At 66.9% G+C, this 26,255-nt stretch carries 24 protein-coding genes and 1 tRNA gene; 9 read left to right on the top strand and 16 right to left on the bottom strand.

All coding sequences use genetic code 11. The features are described 5' to 3' along the window. Positions 1 to 196 precede the first annotated feature (196 nt). The 3 genes from C7I55_RS20220 to C7I55_RS20210 all read left to right on the top strand — a co-directional run bounded on the left by C7I55_RS20220 (position 197) and on the right by C7I55_RS20210 (position 5,907). Positions 197 to 3,250 (top strand): TonB-dependent receptor plug domain-containing protein, encoded by a 3,054-nt coding sequence (locus tag C7I55_RS20220; protein ID WP_199192959.1) that lies wholly within the window; start codon positions 197 to 199, stop codon positions 3,248 to 3,250. A 135-nt stretch (positions 3,251 to 3,385) separates the two neighbouring features. Further along, on the top strand, positions 3,386 to 4,909 hold the full coding sequence (locus tag C7I55_RS20215; RefSeq protein WP_233222321.1) for an AmpG family muropeptide MFS transporter: 1,524 nt from the start codon (positions 3,386 to 3,388) through the stop codon (positions 4,907 to 4,909). Continuing rightward, positions 4,906 to 5,907, top strand: a complete 1,002-nt coding sequence (locus C7I55_RS20210; protein ID WP_106514830.1) for a serine hydrolase domain-containing protein — start codon at positions 4,906 to 4,908, stop codon at positions 5,905 to 5,907. Before C7I55_RS20215 ends, C7I55_RS20210 begins: the two co-directional genes overlap by 4 nt. Before the next feature lie 30 nt (positions 5,908 to 5,937). Here the strand turns inward: C7I55_RS20210 and dacB are convergent, their stop codons facing one another. From dacB to C7I55_RS20175, 7 genes are all read right to left on the bottom strand, one after another. Then, positions 5,938 to 7,371 (bottom strand): D-alanyl-D-alanine carboxypeptidase/D-alanyl-D-alanine endopeptidase, encoded by a 1,434-nt coding sequence (gene dacB / locus C7I55_RS20205; RefSeq protein ID WP_233222320.1) that lies wholly within the window; start codon positions 7,369 to 7,371, stop codon positions 5,938 to 5,940. A 56-nt stretch (positions 7,372 to 7,427) separates the two neighbouring features. Next, positions 7,428 to 8,690 carry a dicarboxylate/amino acid:cation symporter gene (locus tag C7I55_RS20200; protein WP_106514828.1) on the bottom strand — a complete coding sequence of 421 codons (1,263 nt, stop codon included), beginning with the start codon at positions 8,688 to 8,690 and terminating at the stop codon, positions 7,428 to 7,430. Next, entirely contained in the window at positions 8,687 to 10,249 is a 1,563-nt protein-coding gene (locus C7I55_RS20195) for an N-acyl-D-amino-acid deacylase family protein (RefSeq protein ID WP_199192957.1), read from the bottom strand. The genes C7I55_RS20200 and C7I55_RS20195 overlap by 4 nt, the downstream gene beginning before the upstream one ends. Further along, positions 10,249 to 11,238, bottom strand: a complete 990-nt coding sequence (gene dgcA / locus C7I55_RS20190) for an N-acetyl-D-Glu racemase DgcA (protein WP_106514826.1) — start codon at positions 11,236 to 11,238, stop codon at positions 10,249 to 10,251. Before dgcA ends, C7I55_RS20195 begins: the two co-directional genes overlap by 1 nt. Then, positions 11,196 to 12,230, bottom strand: a complete 1,035-nt coding sequence (dgcN, locus tag C7I55_RS20185; protein WP_106514825.1) for an N-acetyltransferase DgcN — start codon at positions 12,228 to 12,230, stop codon at positions 11,196 to 11,198. Before dgcN ends, dgcA begins: the two co-directional genes overlap by 43 nt. Positions 12,231 to 12,302: 72 nt before the next feature. Beyond that, complete coding sequence (locus C7I55_RS20180; RefSeq protein WP_106514824.1) at positions 12,303 to 13,190, bottom strand: LysR family transcriptional regulator; 888 nt, start codon at positions 13,188 to 13,190, stop codon at positions 12,303 to 12,305. Between the two features lie 62 nt (positions 13,191 to 13,252). Beyond that, complete coding sequence (locus C7I55_RS20175) at positions 13,253 to 14,131, bottom strand: BadF/BadG/BcrA/BcrD ATPase family protein (protein ID WP_106514823.1); 879 nt, start codon at positions 14,129 to 14,131, stop codon at positions 13,253 to 13,255. Between the two features lie 99 nt (positions 14,132 to 14,230). On the opposite strand from C7I55_RS20175, the gene C7I55_RS20170 reads away from it, so the two are divergent. Continuing rightward, positions 14,231 to 15,136 carry an N-acetylmuramic acid 6-phosphate etherase gene (locus C7I55_RS20170; RefSeq protein ID WP_106514822.1) on the top strand — a complete coding sequence of 302 codons (906 nt, stop codon included), beginning with the start codon at positions 14,231 to 14,233 and terminating at the stop codon, positions 15,134 to 15,136. A 78-nt stretch (positions 15,137 to 15,214) separates the two neighbouring features. Continuing rightward, complete coding sequence (locus C7I55_RS20165) at positions 15,215 to 16,318, top strand: DSD1 family PLP-dependent enzyme (RefSeq protein ID WP_106514821.1); 1,104 nt, start codon at positions 15,215 to 15,217, stop codon at positions 16,316 to 16,318. 10 nt (positions 16,319 to 16,328) lie between these two features. Here C7I55_RS20165 and C7I55_RS20160 read toward each other — a convergent pair whose 3' ends face one another. Beyond that, positions 16,329 to 17,018, bottom strand: a complete 690-nt coding sequence (locus tag C7I55_RS20160) for a uracil-DNA glycosylase (RefSeq protein ID WP_106514820.1) — start codon at positions 17,016 to 17,018, stop codon at positions 16,329 to 16,331. 23 nt (positions 17,019 to 17,041) lie between these two features. Here C7I55_RS20160 and folK point away from each other — a divergent pair, with 23 nt between their 5' ends. Together folK and C7I55_RS20150 are read left to right on the top strand one after the other, a co-directional pair. Beyond that, complete coding sequence (gene folK / locus C7I55_RS20155; RefSeq protein WP_106514819.1) at positions 17,042 to 17,551, top strand: 2-amino-4-hydroxy-6-hydroxymethyldihydropteridine diphosphokinase; 510 nt, start codon at positions 17,042 to 17,044, stop codon at positions 17,549 to 17,551. Between the two features lie 12 nt (positions 17,552 to 17,563). Next, a tRNA-Lys gene (locus tag C7I55_RS20150) sits at positions 17,564 to 17,639 on the top strand. Between the two features lie 40 nt (positions 17,640 to 17,679). Here the strand turns inward: C7I55_RS20150 and C7I55_RS20145 are convergent. After that, the gene (locus C7I55_RS20145; RefSeq protein ID WP_106514818.1) at positions 17,680 to 18,702 is read right to left on the bottom strand and encodes an acyltransferase family protein; all 1,023 of its coding nucleotides are present in this window, start codon (positions 18,700 to 18,702) and stop codon (positions 17,680 to 17,682) included. Positions 18,703 to 18,870: 168 nt separating this feature from the next. Further along, positions 18,871 to 19,041, bottom strand: coding sequence for a hypothetical protein (locus C7I55_RS28270; protein WP_158266516.1), 171 nt, complete (start codon positions 19,039 to 19,041; stop codon positions 18,871 to 18,873). A gap of 254 nt (positions 19,042 to 19,295) precedes the next feature. On the opposite strand from C7I55_RS28270, the gene C7I55_RS20140 reads away from it, so the two are divergent. Together C7I55_RS20140 and C7I55_RS20135 are read left to right on the top strand one after the other, a co-directional pair. Then, positions 19,296 to 19,922: a phosphatase PAP2 family protein gene (locus C7I55_RS20140; protein ID WP_158266515.1), complete on the top strand. Its 627-nt coding sequence runs from the start codon at positions 19,296 to 19,298 to the stop codon at positions 19,920 to 19,922. 21 nt (positions 19,923 to 19,943) lie between these two features. Next, positions 19,944 to 20,186, top strand: a complete 243-nt coding sequence (locus tag C7I55_RS20135; protein WP_106514816.1) for a hypothetical protein — start codon at positions 19,944 to 19,946, stop codon at positions 20,184 to 20,186. A 3-nt stretch (positions 20,187 to 20,189) separates the two neighbouring features. Here the strand turns inward: C7I55_RS20135 and C7I55_RS20130 are convergent, their stop codons facing one another. The 6 genes from C7I55_RS20130 to gcvT all read right to left on the bottom strand — a co-directional run bounded on the left by C7I55_RS20130 (position 20,190) and on the right by gcvT (position 26,214). Further along, a complete protein-coding gene (locus C7I55_RS20130; RefSeq protein ID WP_106514815.1) occupies positions 20,190 to 20,792 on the bottom strand; it encodes a DUF938 domain-containing protein in 603 nt (200 codons plus the stop codon). 99 nt (positions 20,793 to 20,891) lie between these two features. Continuing rightward, positions 20,892 to 22,460, bottom strand: coding sequence for an aminomethyl-transferring glycine dehydrogenase subunit GcvPB (gene gcvPB / locus C7I55_RS20125; protein WP_106514814.1), 1,569 nt, complete (start codon positions 22,458 to 22,460; stop codon positions 20,892 to 20,894). Next, a complete protein-coding gene (gene gcvPA, locus C7I55_RS20120) occupies positions 22,457 to 23,815 on the bottom strand; it encodes an aminomethyl-transferring glycine dehydrogenase subunit GcvPA (protein ID WP_106514813.1) in 1,359 nt (452 codons plus the stop codon). Before gcvPA ends, gcvPB begins: the two co-directional genes overlap by 4 nt. A gap of 127 nt (positions 23,816 to 23,942) precedes the next feature. After that, positions 23,943 to 24,728, bottom strand: a complete 786-nt coding sequence (locus C7I55_RS20115) for a class I SAM-dependent methyltransferase (protein ID WP_106514812.1) — start codon at positions 24,726 to 24,728, stop codon at positions 23,943 to 23,945. Then, positions 24,725 to 25,096 carry a glycine cleavage system protein GcvH gene (gcvH, locus tag C7I55_RS20110; protein WP_106514811.1) on the bottom strand — a complete coding sequence of 124 codons (372 nt, stop codon included), beginning with the start codon at positions 25,094 to 25,096 and terminating at the stop codon, positions 24,725 to 24,727. Before gcvH ends, C7I55_RS20115 begins: the two co-directional genes overlap by 4 nt. Continuing rightward, complete coding sequence (gcvT, locus tag C7I55_RS20105) at positions 25,093 to 26,214, bottom strand: glycine cleavage system aminomethyltransferase GcvT (RefSeq protein WP_106514810.1); 1,122 nt, start codon at positions 26,212 to 26,214, stop codon at positions 25,093 to 25,095. The genes gcvH and gcvT overlap by 4 nt, the downstream gene beginning before the upstream one ends. Between the last annotated feature and the right edge of the window lie 41 nt (positions 26,215 to 26,255).

The following is a 26,255-nucleotide window of genomic DNA, read 5'->3' as shown; positions in this document are numbered from 1 at the left end:
GGCGCCATAGTCTGCGTCTATGGCCCAGCAAAGGATTGGAAGCCGAAGGGGATTGACGCTGCTCGGCACTGCCCTGCACCTTCCGTCGGTTCCTGCGCAAACACCGCACATGTCAGATGCCGACGCGGGGATATAAGAGGTCGTTGGAGGGCAGGCTTTCCGATTCCGGAAATGTCGGCACACCGAAGGGGGACATATGAACATTCGATCGACAGCCGAACGCCGCAAGGCCCCGTTCCTCGCCCTGTCCGGAATTGCCGCGCTCACCATGGCCAGCGCCGCTTCCGCGCAGACGGCGGACGAGACGCCCCCCGTGGAGGCGACCACGGCGGAGGCGGATGGATCGCTGACCACCACCGCTCGGAGCGACGAAAATATCGTCATCACCGGCACGCGCGTCGCCCGCGACGGCTATCAGGCGCCGACGCCCCTCACTGTGCTCACCCGCGAGGACATCGAGAATAGCTCGCCGACCAACAACATTGCCGACTTCGTCAATCAACTGCCTTCGCTGGCGGGATCGACCCGCCCGTCCAACTCGCGCCTGAACCTCAGCAGTGGCCAGGCCGGCATCAACGCACTCAACCTGCGCAATCTGGGTGAGGTCCGCACCCTGGTGCTGCTCGACGGCCGCCGCTCGGTCGCGTCGACGATCACCGGGCTGGTCGACGTCAACACCATCCCGCAATTGCTGGTCGAGCGCGTCGAAGTGGTCACCGGCGGCGCTTCCGCCACCTACGGCTCGGATGCGGTCGGCGGCGTCGTCAACTTCATCCTCGACAAGAAGTTCGAAGGGCTGAAGCTCCAGGCCGACAGCGGCATCACCACCCATGGCGACGGCTTCAACTATTCGCTCGGCCTGGCCGGCGGCACCTCCTTCGCCGGAGGCCGCGGGCACGTCATCGTCAGCGGCGAAATCGCCCACCGCGACGGCATTTTCGAGGTCGACCGCGACTGGAATGCGACCGGGTACGTGCGCATCCAGAATCCAGCCTATAGCGCGACCACCAACAGCAGCGTTCCGCAGTTCCTGATCCGCCGTCAGGTGGGCCCGACGAACTCCACGCCGGGCAGCATCATCCTGAATTCGCTCGGCGGCACCGCCAACCGGCTCCGCGGTATCTATTTCGGCCCGGGCGGCTCGGTGAACCAGTTCCAATATGGCGACCTGACCTTCCCCGCAGCTAACGGCTCGGCGCCGCCGACCCTCACCCAAGGCGGCGACTGGCAGGTGAACGATTCCGGTCGCCGCATCGGGCTCGACGCGGAGGATGATCGCCGCAGCCTGTTTGGTCGGATCAGCTTTGACGTCGCCGACGGCGTGACGCTGTTCGCAGAGGCTTCTTACAATTGGCAGGAAGTGCTGTTCAACGCCGGTCCCAACCTGGCCTCGACCACCAGCACGCCGAGCCTTGCCAATGTCGGCGCAGGCTCGGCGGGTGCCAGCACTCTCGCGGGCGACAATGCCTTCCTTATCCAGGCCCTCGGCGCGCAGCGGCTTGCCGGGATCACCGCGGTGACGATCGGCACGACCGCAGTCGACCTGCCGTTCCGCGCGGCGAACAACGTACGCGAGGTGCAGCGTTACGTGATCGGCGCGGAAGGCGAGTTCTCGCTTTTCGACAAGCCGGCGCGCTGGGACGTCTATGGACAATATGGTCGCGCCGACCTGCGCGAGCAATTGCGCAACATCATGCACACGCAGCGCACGGCGCAAGCGGTGGACGCTGTGTTCTCGGTCCCGGGAAATACCTCCAGCCCGATCGTTTGCCGGGTCAACGCCGACGCCAACCCGAACAACAACGATCCGAATTGCGTGCCGCTCAACCGGCTTGGCATCGGCGTCGCCAACCCAGCGGCCATCGATTACATCCTTGGAGACCCCTATCGCGACGAGGTCGTGGAGCAGATCGTAACGGGTGCAAACTTGTCCTTTACCCCGTTCGCGACCTGGGGCGGCGACGTCAGCGTCGCCATTGGCGGCGAATATCGGGAGGAGAAGATCAAGGGCTTCGTGCCTGCCGAATTCCAACCGGCAATCACCCCGAACCCTGCGGGCGGCGTGACCACGCTCAATGCATGGTCGGTCGGCAATTATCTGCCGACCAACGGCAAATACGACGTCAAGGAAGCCTATCTCGAAACCGTCGTGCCGCTGGGCCTAGGCCTCGAATTCAACGGTGCGGTTCGGGCAACCGATTATTCGAGTTCCGGCTATGTTACGACCTGGCGCTTGGGCGCGACCTGGCAACCGATCGATGACATCCGCCTCCGAGTGACTCGTTCACACGATATTCGCGCGCCAAACTTGAACGAATTGTTCCAGGCCGGCTCGTCCAACACCGATGCGGTGCGCAACCCCTTCTTCCCGGGGTCGGGTCCGCTCGGCAACACTTATGGGGCCAGCATCTCCTACTCGGCCACGGCGACGGGCAATCCCAATCTGCGGCCGGAGAAAGCCGATAGCTGGAACGTCGGCGCGGTCTTCTCGCCGCGTTTCCTGCCCGGCTTCAGCGCCTCGGTGGATTATTTCAGGATCGAGATGGAGGACGTGATCGATTTCCTTACAGCCCAGAACATCGTCGATCGATGCTTCGAGGGCGTGCAGGAATATTGCGACGCGATCATCCAGGATCCGAACAACGCTGCCCGCATCCTGCTGCGTAACCAGCCGTTCAACTTCGCCAGCAAGCTTGTCCGCGGCGTAGATTTCGAGGCGTCCTACCGTCGTTCGTTGGACAGCATTTTCCAAGGCGCAGACGGCAACATCGCGCTGCGTGGCGTGGCGACCCGCTACATCGACAACATCACCGACACCGGGATACCCGGGGTCGTGCCGCTGAATACGGTTGGCTTCAATGGCGGCCAGTACAGCACGCCAAAGTGGATCTACCGATTCAGCGCAACCTACGATACCGACAGCTTCGCCATCACAGGCGTGGCGCGCGGTGTCAGCGCGGGCAAGTATCTTGCGGGTGTCATCGAGTGCCAGACCGATTGTCCGGTCTCGACCACCCAATTCCCTACCTATGACGACATTGACATAAAGGGCGCATTCTACGTCGACCTTAATCTCACCGCGAAGTTCGACGCACTTGGACGCGGCGACGGGGAATTCTTCCTCAACATCACCAACCTGCTCGATGCCGATCCGATCCTCCTGCCGGAGACCGGGCTCGCCGCGAACAGCACCTATAGCGATCTTCTCGGCCGGGCCTTCCGGGCCGGTATTCGTCTTCGGTTCCGCTAGAGTCTCGGATGCTGCTCTCAGTGCCACGAGGTGCCGAGAGCAGCATTCGCAGCCAAGACACCTGGGTTGACCGGATCGCAGTGAGAGCCGAGCGTGCCGCCGGTGATCGAAGGCCGGCGATGATGGACACTGTGCGTGACTGACACGATCCCCGTCGCGCCGCCCGCCGTTCGTCCCGGCCTCGGCCGCCAGGCACTCTATCTCCTGCTCGGCTTTTCCGCCGGTCTGCCCTTCTACATGTTCTCGACGGTGCTGTCGCTGCGGCTGCAGGCGCATGAAGTCGGACTGGTGGTCATCGGCTTCTTCGCCTGGGTGCAATTGCTGCCGACGTTCAAGTTCCTCTGGGCGCCGATGCTGGACCGGTTCGACGTGCCGGGCTTCGGCCGCTTTTGGGGCAAGAGACGCGGCTGGATCATGCTGTCCCAGCTCGGCATCGTCACCGCTCTGACGGCGATGGGCCTCACCGCGGACGATGATCGTCTCGGCATCACCGCTTTGTTCGCCGTCCTGCTCGCCTTCTGGACGACCACGCTGGAAGTCGCCGCCGATGCATGGCGGATCGAGCTTGCGCCGACCCAGGAAGAGCAGGGTCCGCTCGCGGCGGCCAATCTGTGGGGCTATCGCAGCGCGATGGTCGCCGCGGGCAGCGGTGCCCTGCTGATCGCCGATCAGCCCGATTGGGGCTGGACGGGCGCCTATCTGGCGATCGCTGCCGCCGCTTTCCTCCCTTTGCCGCTGCTCGTTGCCCTGCCGCGCGAGCCGAACCGGACTGCAAGGCGGAGCACGGCGCTGGTTCAGGGCCTGATCGCCAGCACCGCCATCCTGCTGGCCACGACCGCGCTCACCGCCTCGGTCGGCTGGCTGCTGCTGGGCGCCGCGTCTGGGATCGGGATCAGCGCCAAGACCAATGTCACGCCTTACGTGCTGGCGCTCTGCATGTTGCCCTTCCTGATCATGGCCGCGGCCTTGCCCAAAATCCGAGAATTGCCGCCGACCTCGCGCGCCCGCCGGTCCGCAGCGATCGGGCCTTATGTCGATTTCTTCTGGCGCTATGGCACGATCGCTTTGGCGCTGCTCGCTTTCGTATCGATCTACCGGATGGGCGACGTGCTGGCGCTCAACCTGTCCAAGCCGATGATCAAGCAGCTCGGTTACTCGCTCACCGAGATCGGGCGCGCGGACAGCTATGTGGCACTGGTCGCCAGCATCGTCGGAGTCGGACTGGGAGGCCTGATGGCGGCGCGATGGCCGCAGGCGCGGGCGCTGACGATCGGCGCGCTGTTCGCGGCGCTCGGCAATTTCGGCTTCGTCTGGCTCGCCCACCAGCCGGTCGACGAAGCCTTGCTCTATATCGCAACGGCGGCAGACCAGTTCGGCAACGGCATGGCCGGCGCGGTGTTCGTGGTCTATCTGTCGTTGCTGGTGAACCCGCGATACCCCGGCGCGCAATATGCCTTCCTGTCCGGCTTCGCCTTCCTGCTGCCGCGCCTGCTCTCCGGCGCCGGCGGCGCCATCGTCGAGAGCCTCGACCGGGCCGGCCATGCCGGCTTCGACCTCTTCTTCCTGCTCTCGGGCGTGCTGAGCCTCGCCGCCTTGCTGTTCCTGCCGATCATCAGCCGGGCACGCCCGCGCGCGCGCGACGACGAGGCGGCGGCGTGATCGATCAAGCCTTTGCGCCCGCTTGCGCGGCCGTCGAAGCCGGACGTATCCCCGGCGCAATGCTGGGCGTGGTGCGTGCCGACGGCAGCCGAGCCGTACGGGTCGCCGGGATGGCCGCATTGGTCCCGGAGCCGGAACCGCTGACGGAGAATCACTGGTTCGATCTCGCCTCCGTGTCGAAGGTGATCGCCACCACCACGATGATCCTCAGCCTTGCCGAGCAGGGCCGAATCGACCTGGACCGGCCGCTCACCGACGCCATTCCCGATCTGCGGCAATATGACGTCGCCGATGCGGCCGAGCGCCGCCTCACCTTCCGCGATTGCCTGGCCCACCGCACCTTTCTCCCCGCGGTCGAACCGATCTACACTTATGGCGCCGATCCCGCCCGGCTCCGCGCCTTCGTGCTGCAGCGCGAATGGCGCCAGGGGCCGCCGGTCTACTCCGACATCAACTTCATTCTGCTCGGCATCGCGATCGAACGGCTGACCGGCAAGCCGCTCAGCGATTGGCCGCTCGGCCCAGGCCTGCGCTACGGACCACCGCCGGGGCCCGCCGTCGCCACCGAGGACTGCACCTGGCGCGGCCGGGTGATGAAGGGCGAGGTCCATGACGAGAATGCCTGGGCGCTCGGCGGCGCACCGGGCCATGCCGGCCTGTTCGGGACGGTCGCTGGCGTGCTCGATTTCGCTGTAAGCCTGCTGGACGGCAGAGGCGCCTCCCCGTCCATAATCGAGGCGATCCGGACGCCGGTCCACGCCGACCGCACCTGCGGCTGGGAACGGCGCTTCGATGGTTGGCATGGCGGAGATGCCTGTTCCGGCGAGACGATCGGCCACACCGGCTTCACCGGCACCGGGCTATGGATCGACTTCGACCGCGGCATCGCCTGGACCCTGCTGACCAACCGGGTTCACCCGACTCGCCACCGGGAGACCGGGATCCTGGACCTGCGCCGCGCCACGGGCGACGCGGTGATGGATGCATTCGGCCGCTGACCATATCCCTTGCTGCGTTTGCGCACGGGCTCAATTCTCTTCCGCAATCAGCACCAGTGCGGCATCGATCGGGCGCGCTCCCGACACATCCTCCGGCACATCGTTCGCATAAGCGGAGAAGGTCAATGTGCGGCCACTCTTTGCGATCAGGTAGCCGGACAAGGCATTGGTCGCATTGATCGTGCCGGTCTTAGCGAAGACCTTGCCCTCCAGCGCAGTGCCGCGGAAGCGCCGACCGAGCGTCCCGTCGACTCCGCCGATCGGCAAAGTGGCGCGCCAGCGCGCGCCCCAGTGCTGTACCGCGATCCAGCGTAGCAGGGTCGCCATCCCGCGCGGAGCGACTCGGTTGTAGGTGGACATGCCCGATCCGTCGGACAGGGCCCAGCCGGACCGGGGTACGCCGGCGCGCTCCAGCATGCCGCCGATCGCGGCGACTCCGTCGGCGATCGATCCGGTACCGTTCACCAGTCCGATCCGGCGCAGCATCAGCTCGGCGTGCAGATTCTGGCTGACCTTGTTGATGTGGACGAGATCCTCGGTGATGGACGGCGGCGTCAGCCGGGCGAGCGCTTCCGGCTCGGCCGGGCGCACCGGCGCTATTCCGCCGCGGCCTTTCGGATCGTCGCCCGGCCCGAGCGGACGGTGGCGCACGTCGACCTTGCCGGTGACCCGCACGCCGCGTGCCTCCAGCAGCGCGCGGAAGCGCCAGGCCGCGAAATGGGCCGGATCGTCGATTCCAACGTGAAGTGTCTCGGGCTCTGCCGTCGCCGCGATCGTTCCGGACAGGCGGAGGATCCGGCTTCCCGGCATCCGCTCGACGTCGAGCGTGGCTGGACCGGCGGCGACGGTGCGCGCGCGATTGTCGACCTCGTAATAAGGAAGGTGTGTCACCTGCGGCGCAGACCCAGCCCGGCCGGCTGTGACGCGAATTTCCAGCTCGTTATCGTCGAGGGTCAACGCGGAGACACCGGTGCCGTAGCGCGACACGATGTTATTCCAGCTCATCCCCGGGCTCCAGCGCTGGTCCGGGAACAGGCTGTCGTCGCCGATGATGTCCGCCACCCGCCTGGTTTTCGCCGCAACGGCATCGGCGAGTATGGCGAGGCAATTCGTGACGCAGTCTGGAGCGCTCGACAGCCGTGCATCGCCATGGCCGGTCAGCACCAGATCGGGCGCGCCCCGGCCTCGCGCCTCGAGGCGCACCGAAGCGCCGCCGCGCCGATCGGGTCCCTCGATGTCGGAAAGCGTCGCGAACGCCGCTGCAGTGGTGAAGATCTTGGTATTCGACGCCGGAATGAAGCGCTCGTCCGGATTGATCGCGATCAGCTCGCGTCCGTCGTCACCAGTGACCACCAGGCCGAAACGCGGGCCGGGCCCGGCTTCGGCGAGCCGCGCCTCGATGCGTTGCTGCAGGCTCTCCCCGGCTAGACTGGGAGACGCCACCGCGATGGCCAGGAACAACATTACACTTGGTCGGACGCGTCGCATGGCAAATTCCTGGCAAAGCGGATGAACCGGTTTCAGGCCGCGGCCGGCTTGTCCGAAGTGGCCCGAAGAACCTCGTTGTCGAGTTCCCCTTCCCAGTGCGCCACAGTGGTTGCGACCGTCAGGTTCGCGCTGGCGCTGGGGACGGTGCGGGTCATGTCGAGCAGGCGATCGAACGGAAGCACGAATCCGACGACCAGGGCGGTCTGCTCGGGCGCGATCCCGACGGCGGAGAGAACCGCGGCGAGCATGAACAAGGAGGCGGAGGGCACCGGTGCGGTGCCGAACGCAGCGAGCGCGCCGGTCAGAAGCACCAGCGCGTAGACGGTGGGGGTGAGCGGCGTGCCGAAGGCCTGCAGGCTGAACAGACTGAGCAGGCCGACATACATCGCCGTGCCGTCCTTGCCGATGCTCGCGCCGAGCGGGAGCACGGTCGAGTAGACGGGACGGCCGACGCCCAAATTCTGCTCGCTGACTCGCATGGCGACCGGCAGGGTCGCCGAACTCGACGCGGTCGAAAAGGCGACCACAAGCGCATCGATGATCCCGCGGAAGAAGCGCATCACCGGCACGCGCGCGAGCAGCGTCAGGATCGCGCTGTGGACGAGCAGGATCTGGATGGCCGAGCCGAGCAGGACCGCGAGCGCCAGCCAGCCGACGTTGACGAACATCGTGGCGCCGTTGGCGGCGACTGCGACGGCGATCAGCGCGAACACGCCGAACGGGGTCGCCTCCATGACGATTCCGACGATCTTGAGCAGCACCGACGATGCCGACTGGAGCAAGGCGGCGAACGGACGCCCCGCCTCGCCCGCGACCAGGGTACCGATCCCGAGCAGGATGGCGACGAAGATGATCGCCAGCATGTCGCCCTTGGCGAGGGCATCGAAGATGTTGGTCGGGATGATGCCGATCAATTGCTCGTACGGTGTCGGCGGTGCGCCGAGCGCCTTGGGCACCGCGGTCCCGAGCGGCGCGCCGATGCCGGGGCGGACCAGGGTCGCGACCGCCATCCCGACGGACACGGCGATCGCAGTGGTCAGCGCGAACAGGCCGATCGTGCGCGCACCGAGCCCGCCGATCCGCTTCGGATCGCCGAGCGCCGTGATGCCGGAGGCGATCGTCACCAGCACGATCGGCACCACCAGCATTCGGATTGCGCGCACGAAGAGATCACCGATGAACTGAACCGCCGGAGTCGCTTCGGGCCACACGGCCGCGAAGACCAGACCGAGCGCCAGCGCCGCAAGCACACGCTTCCACAGCGGGATCGCAAACCAGATCCGCAGCAGGCTCATCCGCACCGGCCCGGCGTCGGGGTGTGCGCAAGCGCGCGTCCGGCGGCCGCGCCGGTGGGCGTGCCGTTGTCGACGGCGAGCACGCCATTGACGACGACGGCGCGGACGCCGGCGGCAAGCAGCGCCGGCTGCTCGTAGGTCGCCTGCTCGGCAAAGTGCTTCGGATCGAACAGGACGATGTCGGCATAGGCGTCCGGTGCCAGGCGTCCGCGACCGCTGAGGCGGAACGTGTCTGCGGTCAGCGTGCTGCTGCGATGGAGGAATTCGCGCAATGTCAGCACCTGCCGCTTGACCACATATTCGGAATATTTGCGGGCGAAGCTGCCATAGGATCGGGGGTGACCGGTCGAGGCGTCCGAGCCGGTCATCACCCACGGACGGCGCATGAACGCGGCGATGTCCTCCTCCGTCTGGTTGAACGACGCGACCGCGGGATCCTTGACCCGGATGACCGCAATCGCGGCGGCTACCGGATCCTCCCCGCGCGCCGCCGCCACCTGCGCCAACGTCCGGCCGCGATGCTCGCCTTCCGTGATCAGCAAGGCGGCGGCGGTCCCGCGGCGGCGGAGGTTGTCCGTGATCCCGGCGCGCAGGCGCTCGCCAAGAGTCGAATCGTCAAAACGCTTCAACATCGCCGCGCGCCCGCCGTCCTGCGCCCACAATGGCACCAGGGAGGCGACCAGGCTCGTGCCCGAGGCGGACCAGGGATATTGATCCGCCGTGACCCGCTTTCCCGCGGCACGCGCGCGCTCGATCTTGGCGATGATCGCCGGCGCCTGGCCATGAACGTCGACGCCGAGCGCCTTGATGTGGGAGATGTTGACCGGCAGGCCTGCTTCACGCCCGATTGCGATCGCTTCGTCGACCGCCGCGGAGAGGCCGATCGTATAGCTGGATTCGTCGCGCAAATGAGTGTCATAGACCCCGCCGCGCGTCGCCGCTTCCCGCGCGAGGGAGACGATTTCGTCTTTCCCGGCAAAGCTTTGCGGAGCGTAGAAGAGACCCGTCGAGAAGCCGAGCGCGCCCTGGCACATCGCTCCGGCGACGAGTTGCTTCATCGCCGCGAGCTCGTCCGCCGTCGGCGCGCGATCGCCTTCGCCCACCACCTTCTTGCGCACCGGATCGAGGCCGACATAGGCCGCATAATTGATCCCGACCGGCTTGGTCGCCGCGCGGGCGAGCACAGTTCGCACGTCCGGATCCCCGCCGCCGTCATTTCCGATGAACGCGGTGGTGACCCCCTGCATCAGAAAGCCCGGGATGAGCCGGGTCGCGGCGTCGTCGGAAGCGAGCTGGGCACCGGCATGGGTGTGCGGATCGATGAACCCGGGTGCGACGACAAGACCGCGTGCATCGATCGTCTTCCGTGCCGGCAGCTTCAGCCCCCGCCCTAACGCGCGGATCCGGTCGCCCGAAATGGCGACGTCCCCGACGAACGGCGCCGCATCGCCAGTGTAGATCGTGCCGCCGCGGATGAGGATATCCACCGGGCCGGATGCCGGTGCCGCGCCGAGGCTGAAGCCGGCGATCCCGGCGAGCAGCGCGGCACGTCGAAACATCATGGACTCCCCCAGAAACCCGGCGCCGGCGGACACAGATAGCCGCCATCGTCGCGCACGCCGCCGGGACGATCCTCGGCGAGCCAGATGGGACCGTCAAGGTCGACGAAGTCCGACATGCCGGCGATCAGGAGCGCCGGCGCGATCGACAGCGACGAGCTCACCATGCAGCCGGTCATCAACCCGAGCCCAAGCTCCCGAGCGGCTTGAGCGAGCTGGAGGGCTTCGGTGAGACCGCCGCTCTTGTCGAGCTTGACGTTGGCGACCTGATAGCGCCGCGCGATGGTCGGCAGATCGGCCGCGACATGCACGCTTTCGTCCGCGCAGATCGGAACCGCCGGCTGGAAGCGCTCCAGCCACGCATCCTCACCGGCCGGCACCGGCTGCTCGAGCAGATCGACCTGGCATTCGAGAAGCAGCGGCTGCATCTGGCGAACAATCGCCTCGTCCCAGCTCTCGTTCGGGTCGACGATCAGCTGGGCGCGCGGCGCGGCGGTACGCACCGCCCGGATTTGTGCTTCCGGCGCTTCGGCATCGACCTTCACCTTGATCAGCGGCGCCTCGGCGATGTCGGCAGCCGCGCGCGCCATGGCCTCGGCCGTGTCGATCACCACCGTCAGCGCGCTGGGGAGCCGTGCGGGCGTCGGCAGCCCGGCCATTGCGGCGACGCTGCGCTCCTGCTGCCGGGCTTCGAGATCCCATAGAGCGCAATCGACCGCGTTGCGGGCAGCACCCGGCTTCATGGCCGTCAGCAAGGTCTGCCGGTCGGCGCCCGCCTCAATCAACGGCCGAACGGCCTCGATGACTTCGAGGGCAGTTTCGACGCTTTCACCATAGCGCGGATAGGGGATGCCTTCCCCGCGGCCAAGTGCGCTGCCATCGCGGATCGTCACCGTGATCGCGTCCGCGGCCGTTTTCACGCCGCGGGCGATCCGGAACGGCCGGCTCAGCGCGAAGCGGTCGTGCTGAGCGTCGAGGGTGCGGCGCATAAGAGACGATCGAGGATGGCATCGACCCCGAAGGCAACGGGATCGGTGCAGGGAAGGCCGAGTTTGTCCTCGGTCGCGGCGCAGAGGCGAAGCGCGGGCTCGCGCTCCATGCCGGAGGTGTTGAGGCAGATGCCGACGGCGCGCACCTCGGGGCTGGTCAGCCGCGCCGCCTCGAGATTGCGCTCCAGGCACTCGCCGAGACCGGGGAGCGCCCGGCCGGGGATGCCGCGCATGTGCGGGCGGCCAGGCTCATGGCAGAGCACCAACGCTTCGGGCTGGGCGCCGTGAAGCAAGCCGAGCGACACGCCGGCGAAGGACGGGTGGAACAGCGATCCCTGCCCTTCGATGAGATCCCAGCCATCGTCGTCGCGCGCTTCCGCCAGTTGCTCGATCGCTCCGGAGATGAAGTCCGCAACCACCGCGTCGACGGCGACGCCCGCGCCGGCGATCAGGATACCGGTCTGTCCGGTGGCGCGGAAATCAGCCGCAACGCCGCGCGCCTGAAGCGCCCGGGTCAGCGCGAGGGTGGCGTACATCTTGCCCACCGAGCAATCCGTGCCCACCGTCAGCAGGCGGTGCCCCGCACGCGGCGTGCCCTTGCCGACGGACAACCTGCGTGGCGGATCGCGGACGTCGAACAATTGCAGCCCGCGCTCGCGCGCCAGAGCGACCAGCGCCGGCTGGTCGCGCAGCCGCTCGTGGAGTCCCGCGGCGACGTTCAGGCCCGCATTGAGCGCCGCCTGCGCATCCGCGATGAGCTCGGCGGGAAGCTTGCCCCCGGCGCCCGCAATGCCGAGCACGAGCGTTCGCGCGCCTGCGGCCACCCCTTCTTCCATCGTCATGCGCGGCAGACCGAGGGTCTGCGGGCAATCGTCGTGCCGGAATTCTCCGACGCAATCTTCGCCGCGGAAGGCGGCGAGGCCGCGGGACGTCTTGATCCCCAGCGCGTCAGCGCTGTGACCAAGATACAGGAGGAATGGCGCCGCTATCATGTCGTCGCCGAGCCTATTCGAGAGAATGCTTGCGTCACGAATAGCGAGTCAGCGCGTGGCCATAACCTGCCGTTATGGAGCGTCGAGCACCCGCGCCAGGGTCTTGAGGAAATCGTTGGCGAGCGCGCCGGGCGGCCGGTTGATCAGGAACATGGCATGAATGTCGAAGGCGAGGCGCGGCCGCAAAGGCCGCATCGACAGACCCGGCGCCATGCAGGCCTGGGCGGTGAAGCTGTCGACGACGGTCATCCCGACGCCCTGCCGGACGAGCGCACTGGCGATGTAGAAGGTGCGTGCCGACACGACTTCGTCGAGCTCGATCTCGAGCCGCTGCAGCTCTTGGGTAAACAGCTGGCCGGTCGGGCCGCTGGCCGCGAGGCTGATGAACTTCCGTCCGCGCAGCCGTTCGAGCTCGAGGCTGGGCGGCGCGTCGGGCATGTCCTCCTCGCGGTAGAACGCCACCAATTCCCCTTCGCCAAGCCACCTGTTGGCGATCGGAGCGGCCGGCGGGACCTGATAGGCGATCGCGACATCGGTCTCGCGCTCGTAGAGCTTGCGCAGCAGGTCGTCGTGATGGACGGTCTGCAGATCGAAGCGGACATTTTCGTGGCTCTTGAGGAACAGCGAGACCGCGGTCGGGATCGTGTCGAGCGCGAGCGAGGGCAAAGCCGACACCCGCAGCATTCCGTCGACCCCGCGCCTCAGATTGCGCGCTGCCTCGCGTAGGGCGTGAACACGGTCCTGGATCTCGCTGACTTCGCTGAACAACGTATGAGCATCGTGGGTCGGGACAAGGCCACCCCCATTGGTTCGCTGGAACAGCTGGAAGCCGAGCAATGTCTCGGCATGCCGCAACATCTTCGAAACGGACGGCTGCGAGACGTTCAGCGCCCGGGCTGCGGCGGTGACCGAGCCATTGACGTAGACGGCGTGGAAAATCTCGATGTGACGCAGGTTCATGGCGCCAGACTAGCGCCTCCGTGGCCTCGTGTCTCGGTATCGGACCCACGGCGCCCGGCCGTTTAGAGCGTCTCCTTCTCCGCCGCCCGCCTGCGCGCGAGCAGGACGGCACCGTCCAGCGCATCGCCGAGCGGCTCGCTCAGCCGCTCGCGGATACTGGCGGCGAGCCAGTCGCGCATCCGCGCCGCGACCCCGCCCATCAGGCAACAGCTCGGGGCGCCGCGATCCAGGAGAACCCGGATCAGTCGGTCGAGCCGGCGCGCGGCCGCCTGGACGATCGGCTCCGCGACCGGGTCGCCGTCCGACGCTCGGTCCATCACCATCGGTGCGAAGCTCGCATAATCGGCCGGAGTCGCCCGGGCGGTCCAGTCGACGATCTCGCCGGCCGATCCGTGGAAATAGTCGAGCACGGCGTCCGTCATCGGGCTGTGCGGAATGCGCCCGTCGCGCGCCCACAGGGATTGCCGGATCGCACGCAAACCGAGATCGGCACCGCTCCCTTCGTCTGAGACCGGGAAGCCGTAGCCGCCGATCGTGGTGATCTCCTCGCCGACACGCGCGAAGCCGATGCTGCCCGTGCCGACGATCACGATCGCCCCGTCGCCGCCGTTATGGGCACCCAGATTGGCGATTGCGGCATCGCTCGCGAACGCGATCGAGCGAAACGGGAATTGATGCTCCTGCAGGCCGGGCAAGACGCCCCGCCGATTGAGCCCGGCGATGCCGAGACCCGCGCGCACCGAGGCGAGATGCGTTTCGTCCAAGCCGGCTTCGGCCATCGCCTCCTGCCAGGCGTGTTGCACCGCATCGAGCGCCTGCGGCAGCCCGATTCGGGTGTTGCCCGGACCGCCCTCGCCGGTGCCGAGGACGACACCGTCCGCCGTCACCAGCCGCGCCCGCGTGTGAGTGCCGCCTGCATCGATGCCGAGGTAATATTCCATTGCCCGACCCTGCCCCGCTTCGATCGCGAACTACCCCAGGACGGTAGCGCGATGCTACCAATAAGGTTCATAGCGGCGCGGAACAGGAGCTTTGCCACGATGTCCACGGAGTTGATGAGCCCCCGTTATGCCGCGCTCGACCTCTGGCCGACGGGGGATGCGGTTCAGGCGATGCTGGAAGGACAGCTTGCCGCGGCCGCTTCGGTCCAGTCGCAGGCCGGAGCGATCGCGGCGGCGGCCGAAGCTGCGGCCGAGCGCCTGCAAGGGGGACGCGGCCGCCTCATTTATGCCGGTGCGGGCACCTCCGGACGCTTGGCGGTGCTCGATGGCGTCGAGCTCGCCCCGACCTTTAATTGGGGCTCGGAACGAGTCGTGCCGCTCATGGCGGGCGGCATGACGGCACTTCTCACCAGCGTCGAGGGCGCGGAAGACGATGGGGATGCCGGCGAGCAGGAGTTGTTTGCGACGAAGCCGACGCCATGCGACGTCGTCATCGGCGTCGCGGCGAGCGGGCGCACCCCCTACACCGTCGCGGCCGTAAGGGCCGGCGCAACCGCGGGCGCGCTGACGATCGGCATTGCCTGCAATCCGGGAACGCCGCTGCTCGCCGTGTGCGCGCATCCGATCCTGCTCGATACGGGGGCGGAAGTGGTCGCCGGCTCCACGCGGATGAAGGCGGGCACCGCCCAGAAGATCGCGCTCAACCTGCTGTCGACGGCGATCATGCTGCGCCTGGGCCGGGTTCATGACGGATTGATGGTCGACATGCGGCTCTCCAACCGCAAGCTTAGGGATCGTGCCGCGATCATGGTCGGGACAATCAGCGGCGTTTCGCGATCGCAGGCGGAGGCAGCGCTCGAACAATCCGGAGGCCGGATCAAGCCGGCCGCGCTCGTCGCGCTCGGCGCTGCGCCGGACCAGGCTTCCGCGCTCCTGCAAGATGCCGGCGACAATCTCCGGCTGGCGATCGCCCGGTTGCGCGGGGACGCTGCGCCGGCCGCATGAGCGTCCTCCGATCCGCTTGCGCCGGCGATCACCGGTTGCAAGAAGAGCGCCCGATTGCGTCGTGTCGCTGGAGACCAAATGAGCACCACCCCACCCTTCCCGCGCGCGCACCTCGCCACCCCCGCCTTGATCGTCGATCTGCCTGCCTTCGAGCGCAATGTCGCCGCCATGGCCGCGTGGGCGCGAGGCAAGCGCATCGCGCTTCGTCCGCACGCCAAGACCCACAAGAGCGGCGAGATCGCCCGCCGGCAGATTGCGGCCGGCGCGGTCGGCATCTGCTGCGCGAAGCTGGGTGAGGCCGAGGCGCTTGCCGCCGAGGGGATCGAGGACATCCTGATCACGTCGCCGGTGGTGCCGCGCCAGCCGGTCGAGCGGCTCGCACGGCTGAACGAGAGGGTCGAACGACTCGCCGTCGTTGTCGACCATCCCGACAATGTCGATCGGCTGGCTGCGGCGGTTGGCGACGGCCGGATCGATGTGCTGGTGGACCTCGACACCGGCTCGCACCGCACCGGCGTCACCTCGCCGGAAGCTGCCGTCTCGCTTGCCGAGCGGATCGCGGCCAATGACGCGCTTGGCTACCTGGGCGTGCAATTCTATTGCGGCTCCCTGCAGCACGTGCCCCGCTTCGATGACCGGCAGTCGGCGCTCGCGGAACGCGCCGCCTATTTGCGCACGATCCTCCAGGCGTTGAGCGACGCGGGCCTTCCCGCGCGGACCGTGACCGGCGGCGGCACCGGCAGTTTTGCCATCGACGCCGAACTGGGTCTGCTCAACGAATTGCAGGCGGGCTCGTACATCTTCATGGATCGCCAATATCAGGAGTGCGAACCGGCCGCTTTGCGCTTCGAACAGGCGCTCTCGATCGACACGCGGGTGATCAGCGCCAATACGCCCGGACGGGTGACGATCGACGCCGGGCTCAAGGCGATGGCGACCGACGGCGGCGCAGCGCGCGTTCTTGCCGGTGCCGATCCCGGTTCTGCCTTCCTCTTCATGGGTGACGAGCATGGCATGCTGGTCACGCCCGAGGGCGGCGCGGACCCGCGGCTCGATGATCTCGTGACGCTGTTGCCGCCGCACTGCGACCCGACGGTCAACCTCTACGATCAATATGCGATCTGCCGGGACGATCTGGTGATCGACACCTGGCCCGTTTCCGCACGGGGACGATCGGCCTGACCTGACGAATTCAGGCGTCCCTCACCTCCAGGGCCCGGGCGAACACCCGTTCGAACATCTCGGCGGTGAGGCGCCCGGTATTCTGATTATAGCGCGAGCAATGGTAGCTATCGATCAGCACGCGGCCGTCGGGGAGGACATGCTCGGCAAGGTGGCCGAACTTGTAGTCGGCGAGACGGCCGCCGGCGGTGCGCACCGCCGATTGGTGGGCGATCTGGCCCAGGGCGACGAGGATCCTCGCGTGGCGCAGCCTGTCCAGCGCCAGGCTGTAATAGCTCCGGCAGGTCGAGATCTCCTCGGGCGTCGGCTTGTTCTGTGGCGGCAGGCAGCGGACAGCGTTGACGATGGCAACACCCTTGAGGCGCAGGCTGTCGTCAGCCCGCTCCTCGTACACGCCCTCCGCGAGCCCGAATTTGAGCAGCGTTCGGTAGAGCAGGATGCCGGCGAAGTCGCCGGTGAAGGGCCGGCCCGTGCGGTTGGCGCCGTTCATCCCCGGCGCCAGGCCGACTACGGCGATCCGGGCATCGGGATCGCCGAAGGCGCGGACGGGCGCGTTCCACCAGGCAGGATGCTCGGCGCGCAGACCTTCGCGAAAGGCGACGAGGCGCGGGCATAAGGGGCAATCATGCGGCGGCTCGACATCGGCGACGGGGCTCGGCGGAAGGTGTGCGAAGCGGCTTGCGGGACTATGCGGGACCATCGCGCTCGTCTACGCGGCGGCCCATGGCGAAGACAAGTTACCTGGTGGCGCTGGGTTCCAACCGGCGGCACGGGACATATGGCGCGCCCGCCGAAGTGGTGAAGGCGGCCGCGCGCGCGCTCGCCGCCCACGGCATCGCCGTCGAGCGTCTCTCGCCGATCCGGTCGACGCCGGCGCTCGGCCCCGCCGGCCGCGGCTTCGCCAACGCGGCGGCCTTGGTCGTGACGAAGCTCGAACCCTCCGCGCTTCTGCACAGGCTCAAGCAGGTGGAGCGCGCCTTCGGGCGCCGCGGCGGACGCCGCTGGGGACCGCGTGTCCTCGACCTCGACATCATTCTGTGGTCGGAAGGCTGGTGGGCCGATGGCGCCCTCACCATTCCGCACCCAGAGTTTCGCAAGCGCGGCTTCGTTCTTGCGCCGCTGGCGGCGATCGCACCCGATTGGCGCGACCCGCTTTCCGGCGCGACGGTGCGCCACCTCTTTCACCGGCTCCGCCGCGCCTCCCCCGTTGACCGCGGCCCCGGCCGCTCCTAGGGGAACGCCCGCGGGCCCGTAGCTCAATCGGTAGAGCAAGCGACTTTTAATCGAGAGGTTCCGGGTTCGAGTCCCGGCGGGCCCACCACCTTCGCACCATCGACTGCTCCAATCATCCGCCGGTATCGTCAGGGTCCGGCGGGTATCGGGATCGCATCGCGATGGCGCTTCCGCCGGAAGATGTGCAGCAGCGGCCGCTCGAGAAGCCAGTAGCTCGTCAGGCCCGCCGCGACGCCGCCGAGGATTCCAACGGTCGCAACCGACCAGGCGGGGGCAGCGATCCCACGGCCGCAGACCACGGCGACGATGATCGCGAAGACGTGCCAGAGGTAGATCGAATAGCTGGCATCGCCGAGAAAACGGAGCGGCCGGATCGGGCGTGCGAATGCTCCTGCGCGCTCCAGTTCCAACGTTCCGATCACCAGCAAGGTGCTTTGGATGCCCAGCCACAGCGTGTTGCGGAGAACTCCGTCGGTCGAATACAGGACGAAGAAGGCGAGGAAGCAGGCGATGATCGGTATGCCGAGGGAGGCCCGCAGCGACCAGAAGTGACCCAGCCAGGCGCCTGCCAGAAATTGCAGGATCAGCGGATTGCACCAGAATGCGAACGGCGCCCGATCCTGCGGGATGAAGAACGATGCGACGGCCAGTGCGACGAACACCAGGGTGAGGGCCGGAAGCAGTGCCTTGCGGGGAAGCAGCAGCAGCAACGCGAAGATCGCGTAGAACATCATCTCGTAATTGAGCGTCCACCCGACGTTGAGCAAAGGGAAAAAATGCCGCCCCTCGCCCGGAGCACCGAAGGGAAGGAACAGATAGGATGCCGCCGCGGTCGCCGGTGCGACGCTTGTTTTCGTCAACAAGAGCGCCAGGAAGACGGTCGTCGCGATCCAGTAGAGTGGAACGATCCGGATCAATCGATCCTTGAAGAATGGCGAGGGACGCGATCCGGCGTCGGTGATCGCCACCATCAGGAAGCCGCTGATCACGAAGAACAGCGGAACGCCGAAGCCGGGCATCGAAAGCTTGATGCCGGCAGCCTGCACCGCGTGGTGGACGACGACCTGCAGTGCGGCGATGGCGCGAAGATATTGAAGCCCGTTGAGGCGCGGCCGCTGCGTGTCCACGGAATTGATCGACGTGGCCTCCATCCGCTTCTCCCCTGCAACATGTTTGTTACAGTGGAAGATGGTGCGCGCAAGCCTCGTTCGGCTGCGTAGGACCGCTAAACCCGTCGGGGATCGAAGAAACTCGTCCGGCGCCGATCTTGAAGGTTTGTCGCGGCTACCGCGAAATCGGACCGTTACGAAATGCTCGGATCAGCCGTGCGCCATGGTCGCGGTGAGACCCGCCTGATATTGTTCGGCAAGCTTGGCGAACGACGCTGCGAGCGCCTGGCGCCGTGCCTGCGCTTCCGGCGTAATCGCCCGCGAGGCTGCGCGAAGCTCCTCGTTTGCACGACGTTGGTAGTAACGACAGTTCGATTCCATCGGACCCCACTCCCCAGTGATATCTGTTACTAACATAAGTTCTTCCATTCCCGAAACGTCCGGCGGAAATGACTCGTCGCTGCGGCGCCTCCATTCACCTCCTTTGTAGAGGCTCAGGGCCGACGCCGTCCCGATCTGCAAATGGTAAATCGTTCCTGAAGCGATCCGGCGCAACTCAGGGAAAATGCAGTGTCTTCGGCGAGTCGTGCCGTAGCGGCTGGACAGGACCGCAGCGTAGCGCGACAGCGCGGAGCATGAACCGACTGTCGCCACCCGCCGTCTGGATGCCGCTCGGCGCCCTTGTTCTTCTGTTCATCGCCATGTTGCTGGTCGGAGGTCCCGGATCCGAACTCGACCGCGGGATCCTGATCGCCGCGCAGCATGCCGAGCTGGTTCCGGCGGCACGAATGCTGACCACTGTCGGCGGCTGGGCGGTGGTGATCCCGATCACGTTGCTTGGAGCGGCGTGGCTGCTCTACCGCCGGCATCGACGGCAGGCACTCCTGCTTTGCGGTCTCTTGCTGAGCGAACGCGCGCTGGTCGAGGCGTTCAAGGAGCTTTTCGACCGTGCGCGGCCGGATCCGCACGGCCATCTGGTAGTCGTCAATTCGATGGCGTTTCCGAGCGGGCATGCAGCCAATGCGATGACGCTCGGCCTCGGTTTCGCGCTGCTCGTCGTGCCCGCGGCGCGGCGGACATCCGCAGTGCTTGCAGCCCTCGTTTTCGCCGCAGCGATCGGTCTCAGCCGCCCGATCCTCGGCGTTCACTGGCCCTCCGATGTGATCGGCGGCTGGGCGCTCGGCGCAGCCTGGACACTTCTCCTCGTGCGCCTTTTCGCTGCCGATCCGCGACAGGGAACGTCTGCTGTCCGGCCGCATTGATCGGACGAAGGAGAGCGAAACATGAGCGATCGCAACGACCGCGGCACCGATCGTGCCGAAACCGCCCGTCAGACCGACGACAGCGAAATCATCGACAAGATGGAGGACGCTCCTGCCTTCGGCGGCTCGCATGGCGGCAATCTGCAGCGCGGCATCGGCGCGCGCGACGGGGTGAAGGAACAGGTCGGCGACGGCGACGGCGTCACCCGGGTCCGCGACAGCGACAAGCCCGAACAGGCCAATCTGCCGCGCTACAATCCGTAACCTCTAGATCCGTCGGAAGACGATCGTCAGGTTGTTCGCCGGCATCTCGACCAGTCGCTCGAAGCGGAGTCCCCTCGCCTGGGCTTCGGCGCTTACGTCCTCGAACGCACGCAAACCCCATTGGCGATCGCGTGCCCGGAGCGAGGCGTCGAACGCCTCGTTCGAGGGCGCGGTCGCAACCCCGGACCGCCGATAGGGTCCGTACAGGACCAGCGGAGCGCCTGGCGCAAGCACACGCTCCGCACCGGCCATCAATCCCACCGTCGCGGCCCAGGGGCTGATGTGGACCATGTTGATGCACAGGATCGCGTCGGCAGATGCGATCGGCCATTCCGCTGCGGACGCATCCAGCAGCACCGGCTCCAGAAGGTTCGGGAGAGAAGCGTGATGCCGCCACGCCAGGATCGATGCGAGCGCGTCCGGATCCGGATCGCTCGGCTGCCATCGCAGATCCGGAAATTGATCCGCGAAGTAGACGCCATGCTCGCCCGTCCCACTCGCGACTTCCAGCACAGTTCCGCGGGCGGGCAGAACGTCACGAAGGACGTGCGCGATCGGTTCACGATTGCGCTCGGTTGCAGGCGCTCGGCGACGCGCATCGTCCATGGCCGGTCTCCCCTCTGGTACGTCTGACCCCGCCCCCCAGCAAAAACCCCCTGGGGGTTCGAGGCGACGCCGCCACCGCCAAAGCCTCGGCGGCCTCCCTTATTCCGCGGCTTCGGCCTGCACCGGCGGCTTCCACACCAGCACCGGCTTGCGCGCGGCCTGGGTCTCGTCGAGCCGGCGGCGGGGCGCATGGACGGGCGCAGCCTTCAGGGACTCGTCGCCCGCCTTGGCGCGCTCGGCGACCGAGCGCAGCGCGCCGATGAACTGATCGAGCGCGGCCTTGGATTCCGTCTCTGTCGGCTCGACCAGCATCGCCCCGTGAACGACGAGCGGGAAATACATCGTCATCGGGTGAAAGCCTTCATCGATCAGCCCCTTGGCGAGATCGAGCGTGCTCAGCCCCTCGGCGAAGCCCTTGTCGCTGAACAGCGCCTCATGCATGCACGGCCCGCTCTCGCCGAACGGCGCCTCGAGCACGTCCTCAAGGCTACGCAGGATGTAATTGGCATTGAGCACCGCATCGCCCGAGACTTGGCGCAGACCGTCCGCGCCGTGGCTGAGGATGTAGGACAAAGCGCGGGTGAACATGCCCATCTGGCCGTGGAAAGCGGTCATCCGGCCAAAGCTGGACGCGTGATGCTCGCCGGCGGTCTCCTCCTCCACCAGGACGAAATGGTCGCCCTGCTGTTCGACGAACGGCAGCGGCGCGAACGGCGTCAGCGCCTCGGAGAAGACGACCGGACCGGAACCCGGGCCGCCGCCGCCATGCGGCGTGGAGAAGGTCTTGTGGAGGTTGATGTGCATCGCATCGATGCCGAGATCCCCCGGACGCACGCGGCCGACGATGGCGTTGAAGTTCGCACCATCGCAATAGACGAGCCCGCCGGCGGCATGGACCGCCTCGGAAATCGCGATCATGTCCGGCTCGAACAGCCCGCAGGTATTCGGATTGGTGATCATCACGGCGGCCACATCCGGTCCGAGGCGGCCCTTCAGTGCGTCCAGATCGACCCGTCCGCGTTCATTCGCCGGGATGCTTTCCACCCGGTAGCCGACGAAGGCGGCGGTGGCGGGATTGGTGCCGTGAGCACTTTCCGGCACCAGGATGACTTCGCGGGCATCGCCCCGGGCCTCGAGAGCGGCACGGATCGCCAGCAAGCCGCAAAGCTCGCCATGGGCGCCGGCTTTGGGGCTCATCGCCACCGAATGCATTCCGGTGAGCTTGACCAGCCAGCCGCCGAGTTCGGCGATCAGTTCGAGCGCGCCCTGCACGGTGTCGACCGGCTGCAGCGGGTGAATGTCGGCAAAGCCGGGCAGCCGCGCCATCCGCTCGTTCAGACGCGGATTGTGCTTCATCGTGCACGAACCGAGGGGAAAAAGCCCGAGATCGATCGCGTAATTCTGGCGGCTGAGACGGGTATAATGGCGCACCGCCTGCGGTTCCGACAGGCCGGGAATTCCGATCGGCCGGTTCCGCTCGAGCCCGCCGAGGCGGCTCGCTACCTTGGGCGCTTCGTCGAAATCGACGCCGGTGCCTATATCCTCGTCCATTTCGAAGATCAGCGGCTCTTCGAGCATAAGGGCGCGGTTTCCGGTCCAGGTCTGGGCTTCGCCAGCCTCCCCGGCGCTGTCAGGCTTGGTCGGACGGCCTTCACGATTCATGCTCATGCCAGGATCTCCTCGAGCGCGCCGGCAAGCGCCTCGACATCTTCGTCAGTGCTGGTTTCGGTAACGGCGACAACGAGACCGTTCTCGAGCGCTTCGGCGCCGGGATAGAGGCGACCCAGCGACACGCCGCCCAGAATGCCGCGATCGGCGAGCGTGCGGACGACGGGCCGCGCTTCCGTCGACAGGCGGACGGTGAATTCGTTGAAGAAGGTCTCGCTGACCAGTTCCACCCCCGGCACTTTCGCCAGCCGCTCGGCGGCCTGGACTGCCTTGGCGTGGTTGAGCGTCGCCAATTGCCGCAGGCCCGCTTCCCCGAGCAAGGTCATGTGCACGGAGAAAGCGAGCGCGCACAGGCCGCTGTTGGTGCAGATGTTCGAGGTCGCCTTTTCGCGCCGGATATGCTGCTCGCGGGTCGAGAGCGTGAGCACGAAACCGCGCTTGCCTTCCGCATCGACGGTCTCCCCGGCGAGACGGCCCGGCATCTGGCGGACATATTTGTCGCGCGTGGCAAACAGCCCGACATAGGGACCACCGAAGTTCAAGCCGACGCCGATCGATTGGCCTTCGCCGACGACGATGTCGGCACCCATTTCCCCCGGTGCACGCAGCAGTCCAAGGGCGACCGGTTCGGTGACGACCGCGATCAGCAAGGCGCCGGCGGCATGGGCCCGCTCGGCGAGCTCGGAAAGATCGCCGATGCGCCCGAGGATGTCCGGATATTGGACGACGACGCAGCTCGTGTCGCTGTCGATTTCGTCGAGCAACCGCGCGGTGTCGGGCTCAGGGGACAGATCAGGGACCGAGGTTTCGAGCAGGTCGCCGGTGAAGCGCGCCATCGTCTTCGCCACGGAGACATAATGCGGATGCAGACCCCCCGAGAGGATCGCCTTGGTACGGCGGGTGATCCGGCGCGCCATTCCGATCGCTTCCCAGCAGGCGGTCGAGCCGTCGTACATCGACGCATTGGCGACGTCGCAACCGTAAAGGCGCGCGACCTGGGTCTGGAATTCGAACAGCGCCTGCAACGTACCCTGGGCGATTTCCGGCTGATAGGGCGTGTAGCTGGTCAGGAACTCGCCACGCTGGATCAGATGATCGACGCTGGCGGGAATGTGGTGCTTGTAGGCACCGCAGCCGAGGAAGAAAGGCACCTCTCCGGCCGCAAGATTGCGGCGCGCCATCGCGGACAGACGCCGCTCGACGGCAAGCTCGCTGGCGTGATCGGGGAGTCCATCGATCTTGGTCGCCAGCCGTGCCGCCTCGGGCACGTCGACGAACAGGTCCTCGACGGACGGCGCACCGATCGTGCGAAGCATGTCGCGTCGATCGGCTTCAGCTAAGGGCAAATAGCGCATCTCAGACGGCTTTCATCTACGGGCGACCCCGAACGGAGCCGCATGGCGAGGGGTGGAAATGACATGGACGCCGATCAGCCCCCCCGGGCCGCTCGCATCCGCTCCTCCCATCTCGGGAGGAAAAGCGTCAGTCCGGCTTTCGCATCGAGAAGCGAAGCCGGACGTAATCCGCGATCCAGCTGCCGTCGGCTTGCTGGAGACTTGGCTGCAGCCTCGCCTGGATCGCCTGCGCGACCGCGTCCCGCTCCGTCTCCGGCACCTCGGCAACGTCGAGCCAGCCGCGGCGGAAGGTCTTCACCCATCCCGCGACACCTGTCGGCAACGGCGTCGGCCGCGCGATCAGGTGGGCCTGGATCTCGTTGAACCCGGCACAGGCATAGAGCCGTACGAACTCCTCGACCGAGGGATACCATTGCGGGTCCGCCGCCGGCACCGGATAGCCGCGGGCGTTGAGCTCCTCGCGAATACCCGTCCGCAGCGCCGCGATATTGCCCTGCCCGCCCATCTCCCCGACGAAGCGCCCGCCCGGCTTCAGCATCGAAAAGACGCCTTCCGCGACGGCATCCGGATCGAGCATCCAGTGCAGCGCCGCGTTGGAGAAAGCGGCATCGAACTGCCCGAAGCGCATCGCCTGGCCTTCGAGATCGAGCGCCTGGGCATCGGCGACGAACGCGTCGACGCCCTTGGCGCGCGCCGCTTCGACCATTTCCGGAGAGGCATCGAGGCCGATCACGGCCGCACCCGCAGCATGGATCTTCTGCGTAAGCGTTCCGTCCCCGCAGCCGAGATCGAGGATCAGTTCGCCCGGCTGCGGCGCAAGCAGATCGAGCGCCGCGGACCCGAGCGCCGGCACGAAGGCCGCGTTGGTCGCGTAGTCGGTCGGAGACCAGCGGGAGGACGTGTTGACGGTCACTGTTGCTCGCAAAAAGCTCGGTAGGCTTCAGCGTCCATCAAGCCGTCGAGTTCCGACGGATCGGACAGGCGGAGCTTGAAGAACCAGCCTTCGCCTTCGGGCGCGGTGTTGACCAGCGACGGATCGTCGCCGAGCGCCTGATTGGCCTCGACCACTTCACCGCTGACCGGAGCGTAGACGTCGGACGCCGCCTTCACCGATTCGACAACCGCTGCGTCGCCGCCCTTGGTGACCTGCCGTCCCGCCTCGGGCAGTTCGACGAAGACGATGTCGCCGAGCTGGCCCTGCGCGAAATCGGTGATCCCGACGGTGGCACCGTCGCCTTCGACCGAGATCCATTCATGCTCGTCGGTGTAATAAACAGTCATTGGCCGCCTCCCTTGCGATGATAGCGATGAGGAACGAAGGGCATCGGAGCGACCTTCGCCTGAAAAATCTTGCCGCGCTGGGCGAGGCGGACGACGCTGCCGGGCTCGGACGAAGCGACCGGCACATAGGCCATCGCAATCGGCACTTCGAGGATCGGCGAGAAGCCGCCGCTCGTCACCTTGCCGACGTCATTGCCCTCGTCGTCGATCACGACAGCGCCTTCGCGAACCGGCTGCCGTCCCTCGACGAACAGGCCGACCCGCCGGCGGATCAGGCCGTTGTCGAGCTCGGCCGAAATGCGATGCCATCCGGCGAAGCCGCCCTCGCTGCGGCGGCGCTTGGAAATGGCGAATCCGAGATCGGCCTCGACCGGGGTCGTGCCGGTGTCGAGATCGTGTCCGTAGAGCGGCAGCCCGGCCTCGAGCCGGAGCGAATCGCGAGCGCCGAGGCCGATCGGCTTCACCTCCGGCTGCTCTGCAAGCAGGTCCGCGATGGCGACGGCTTGTGCGGCGGGAACCGAGATTTCGAACCCGTCTTCGCCGGTATAGCCCGATCGGCTGATCCAGGCGGTGACACCCCCGATCTGGAAGGCGCCGCCGGTCATGAAGCCGAGCGCCTCGACGCCGGGCACGAGCCGTGCAAGCGTTGCCGCCGCCTTCGGCCCTTGAAGCGCGAGCAGGGCCTGCTCCTTCATGTGGTCGACGACCACCGTGTGCGGCAGCTTCGACTCGAGATGGGCGATGTCACCGTCCTTGGTCGCACCGTTCACGACCATGTAGAAATGATCGCCGCGCCGGGTGACCATGAGATCGTCGATGATCCCGGCCTCCTCGGTGAGCAGCAGCGAATAGCGCAGCCGTCCTTCCTTCAGGATGGCGAGATCGGCCGGCAGCAGCGCTTCAAGCGCTTTCTCCGCCTCGGCGCCGCGAATGATCAGCTGGCCCATGTGACTGACGTCGAACAGCCCCGCCGATTCGCGCGTCCAGCGATGCTCGGCGATGATGCCCTCATATTGGATCGGCATTGCATAGCCGGCGAACGGCACCATTCGGGCGCCGCGAGCGCGGTGCCATGCGTCGAGTGGCAGGGTCTTTTCGGGGGCCGATGCGTCGGTCATTGTCCAGTCTCCAGGGCGCCGCAACGCCATCCGGATGGTCC

This window comes from Allosphingosinicella deserti (assembly GCF_003012735.1).
Classification (GTDB): Bacteria; Pseudomonadota; Alphaproteobacteria; order Sphingomonadales; family Sphingomonadaceae; genus Allosphingosinicella; species Allosphingosinicella deserti.
Note: the sequence above shows the minus strand (reverse complement) of the source record. Positions and strands in the feature narration are given on the sequence as shown.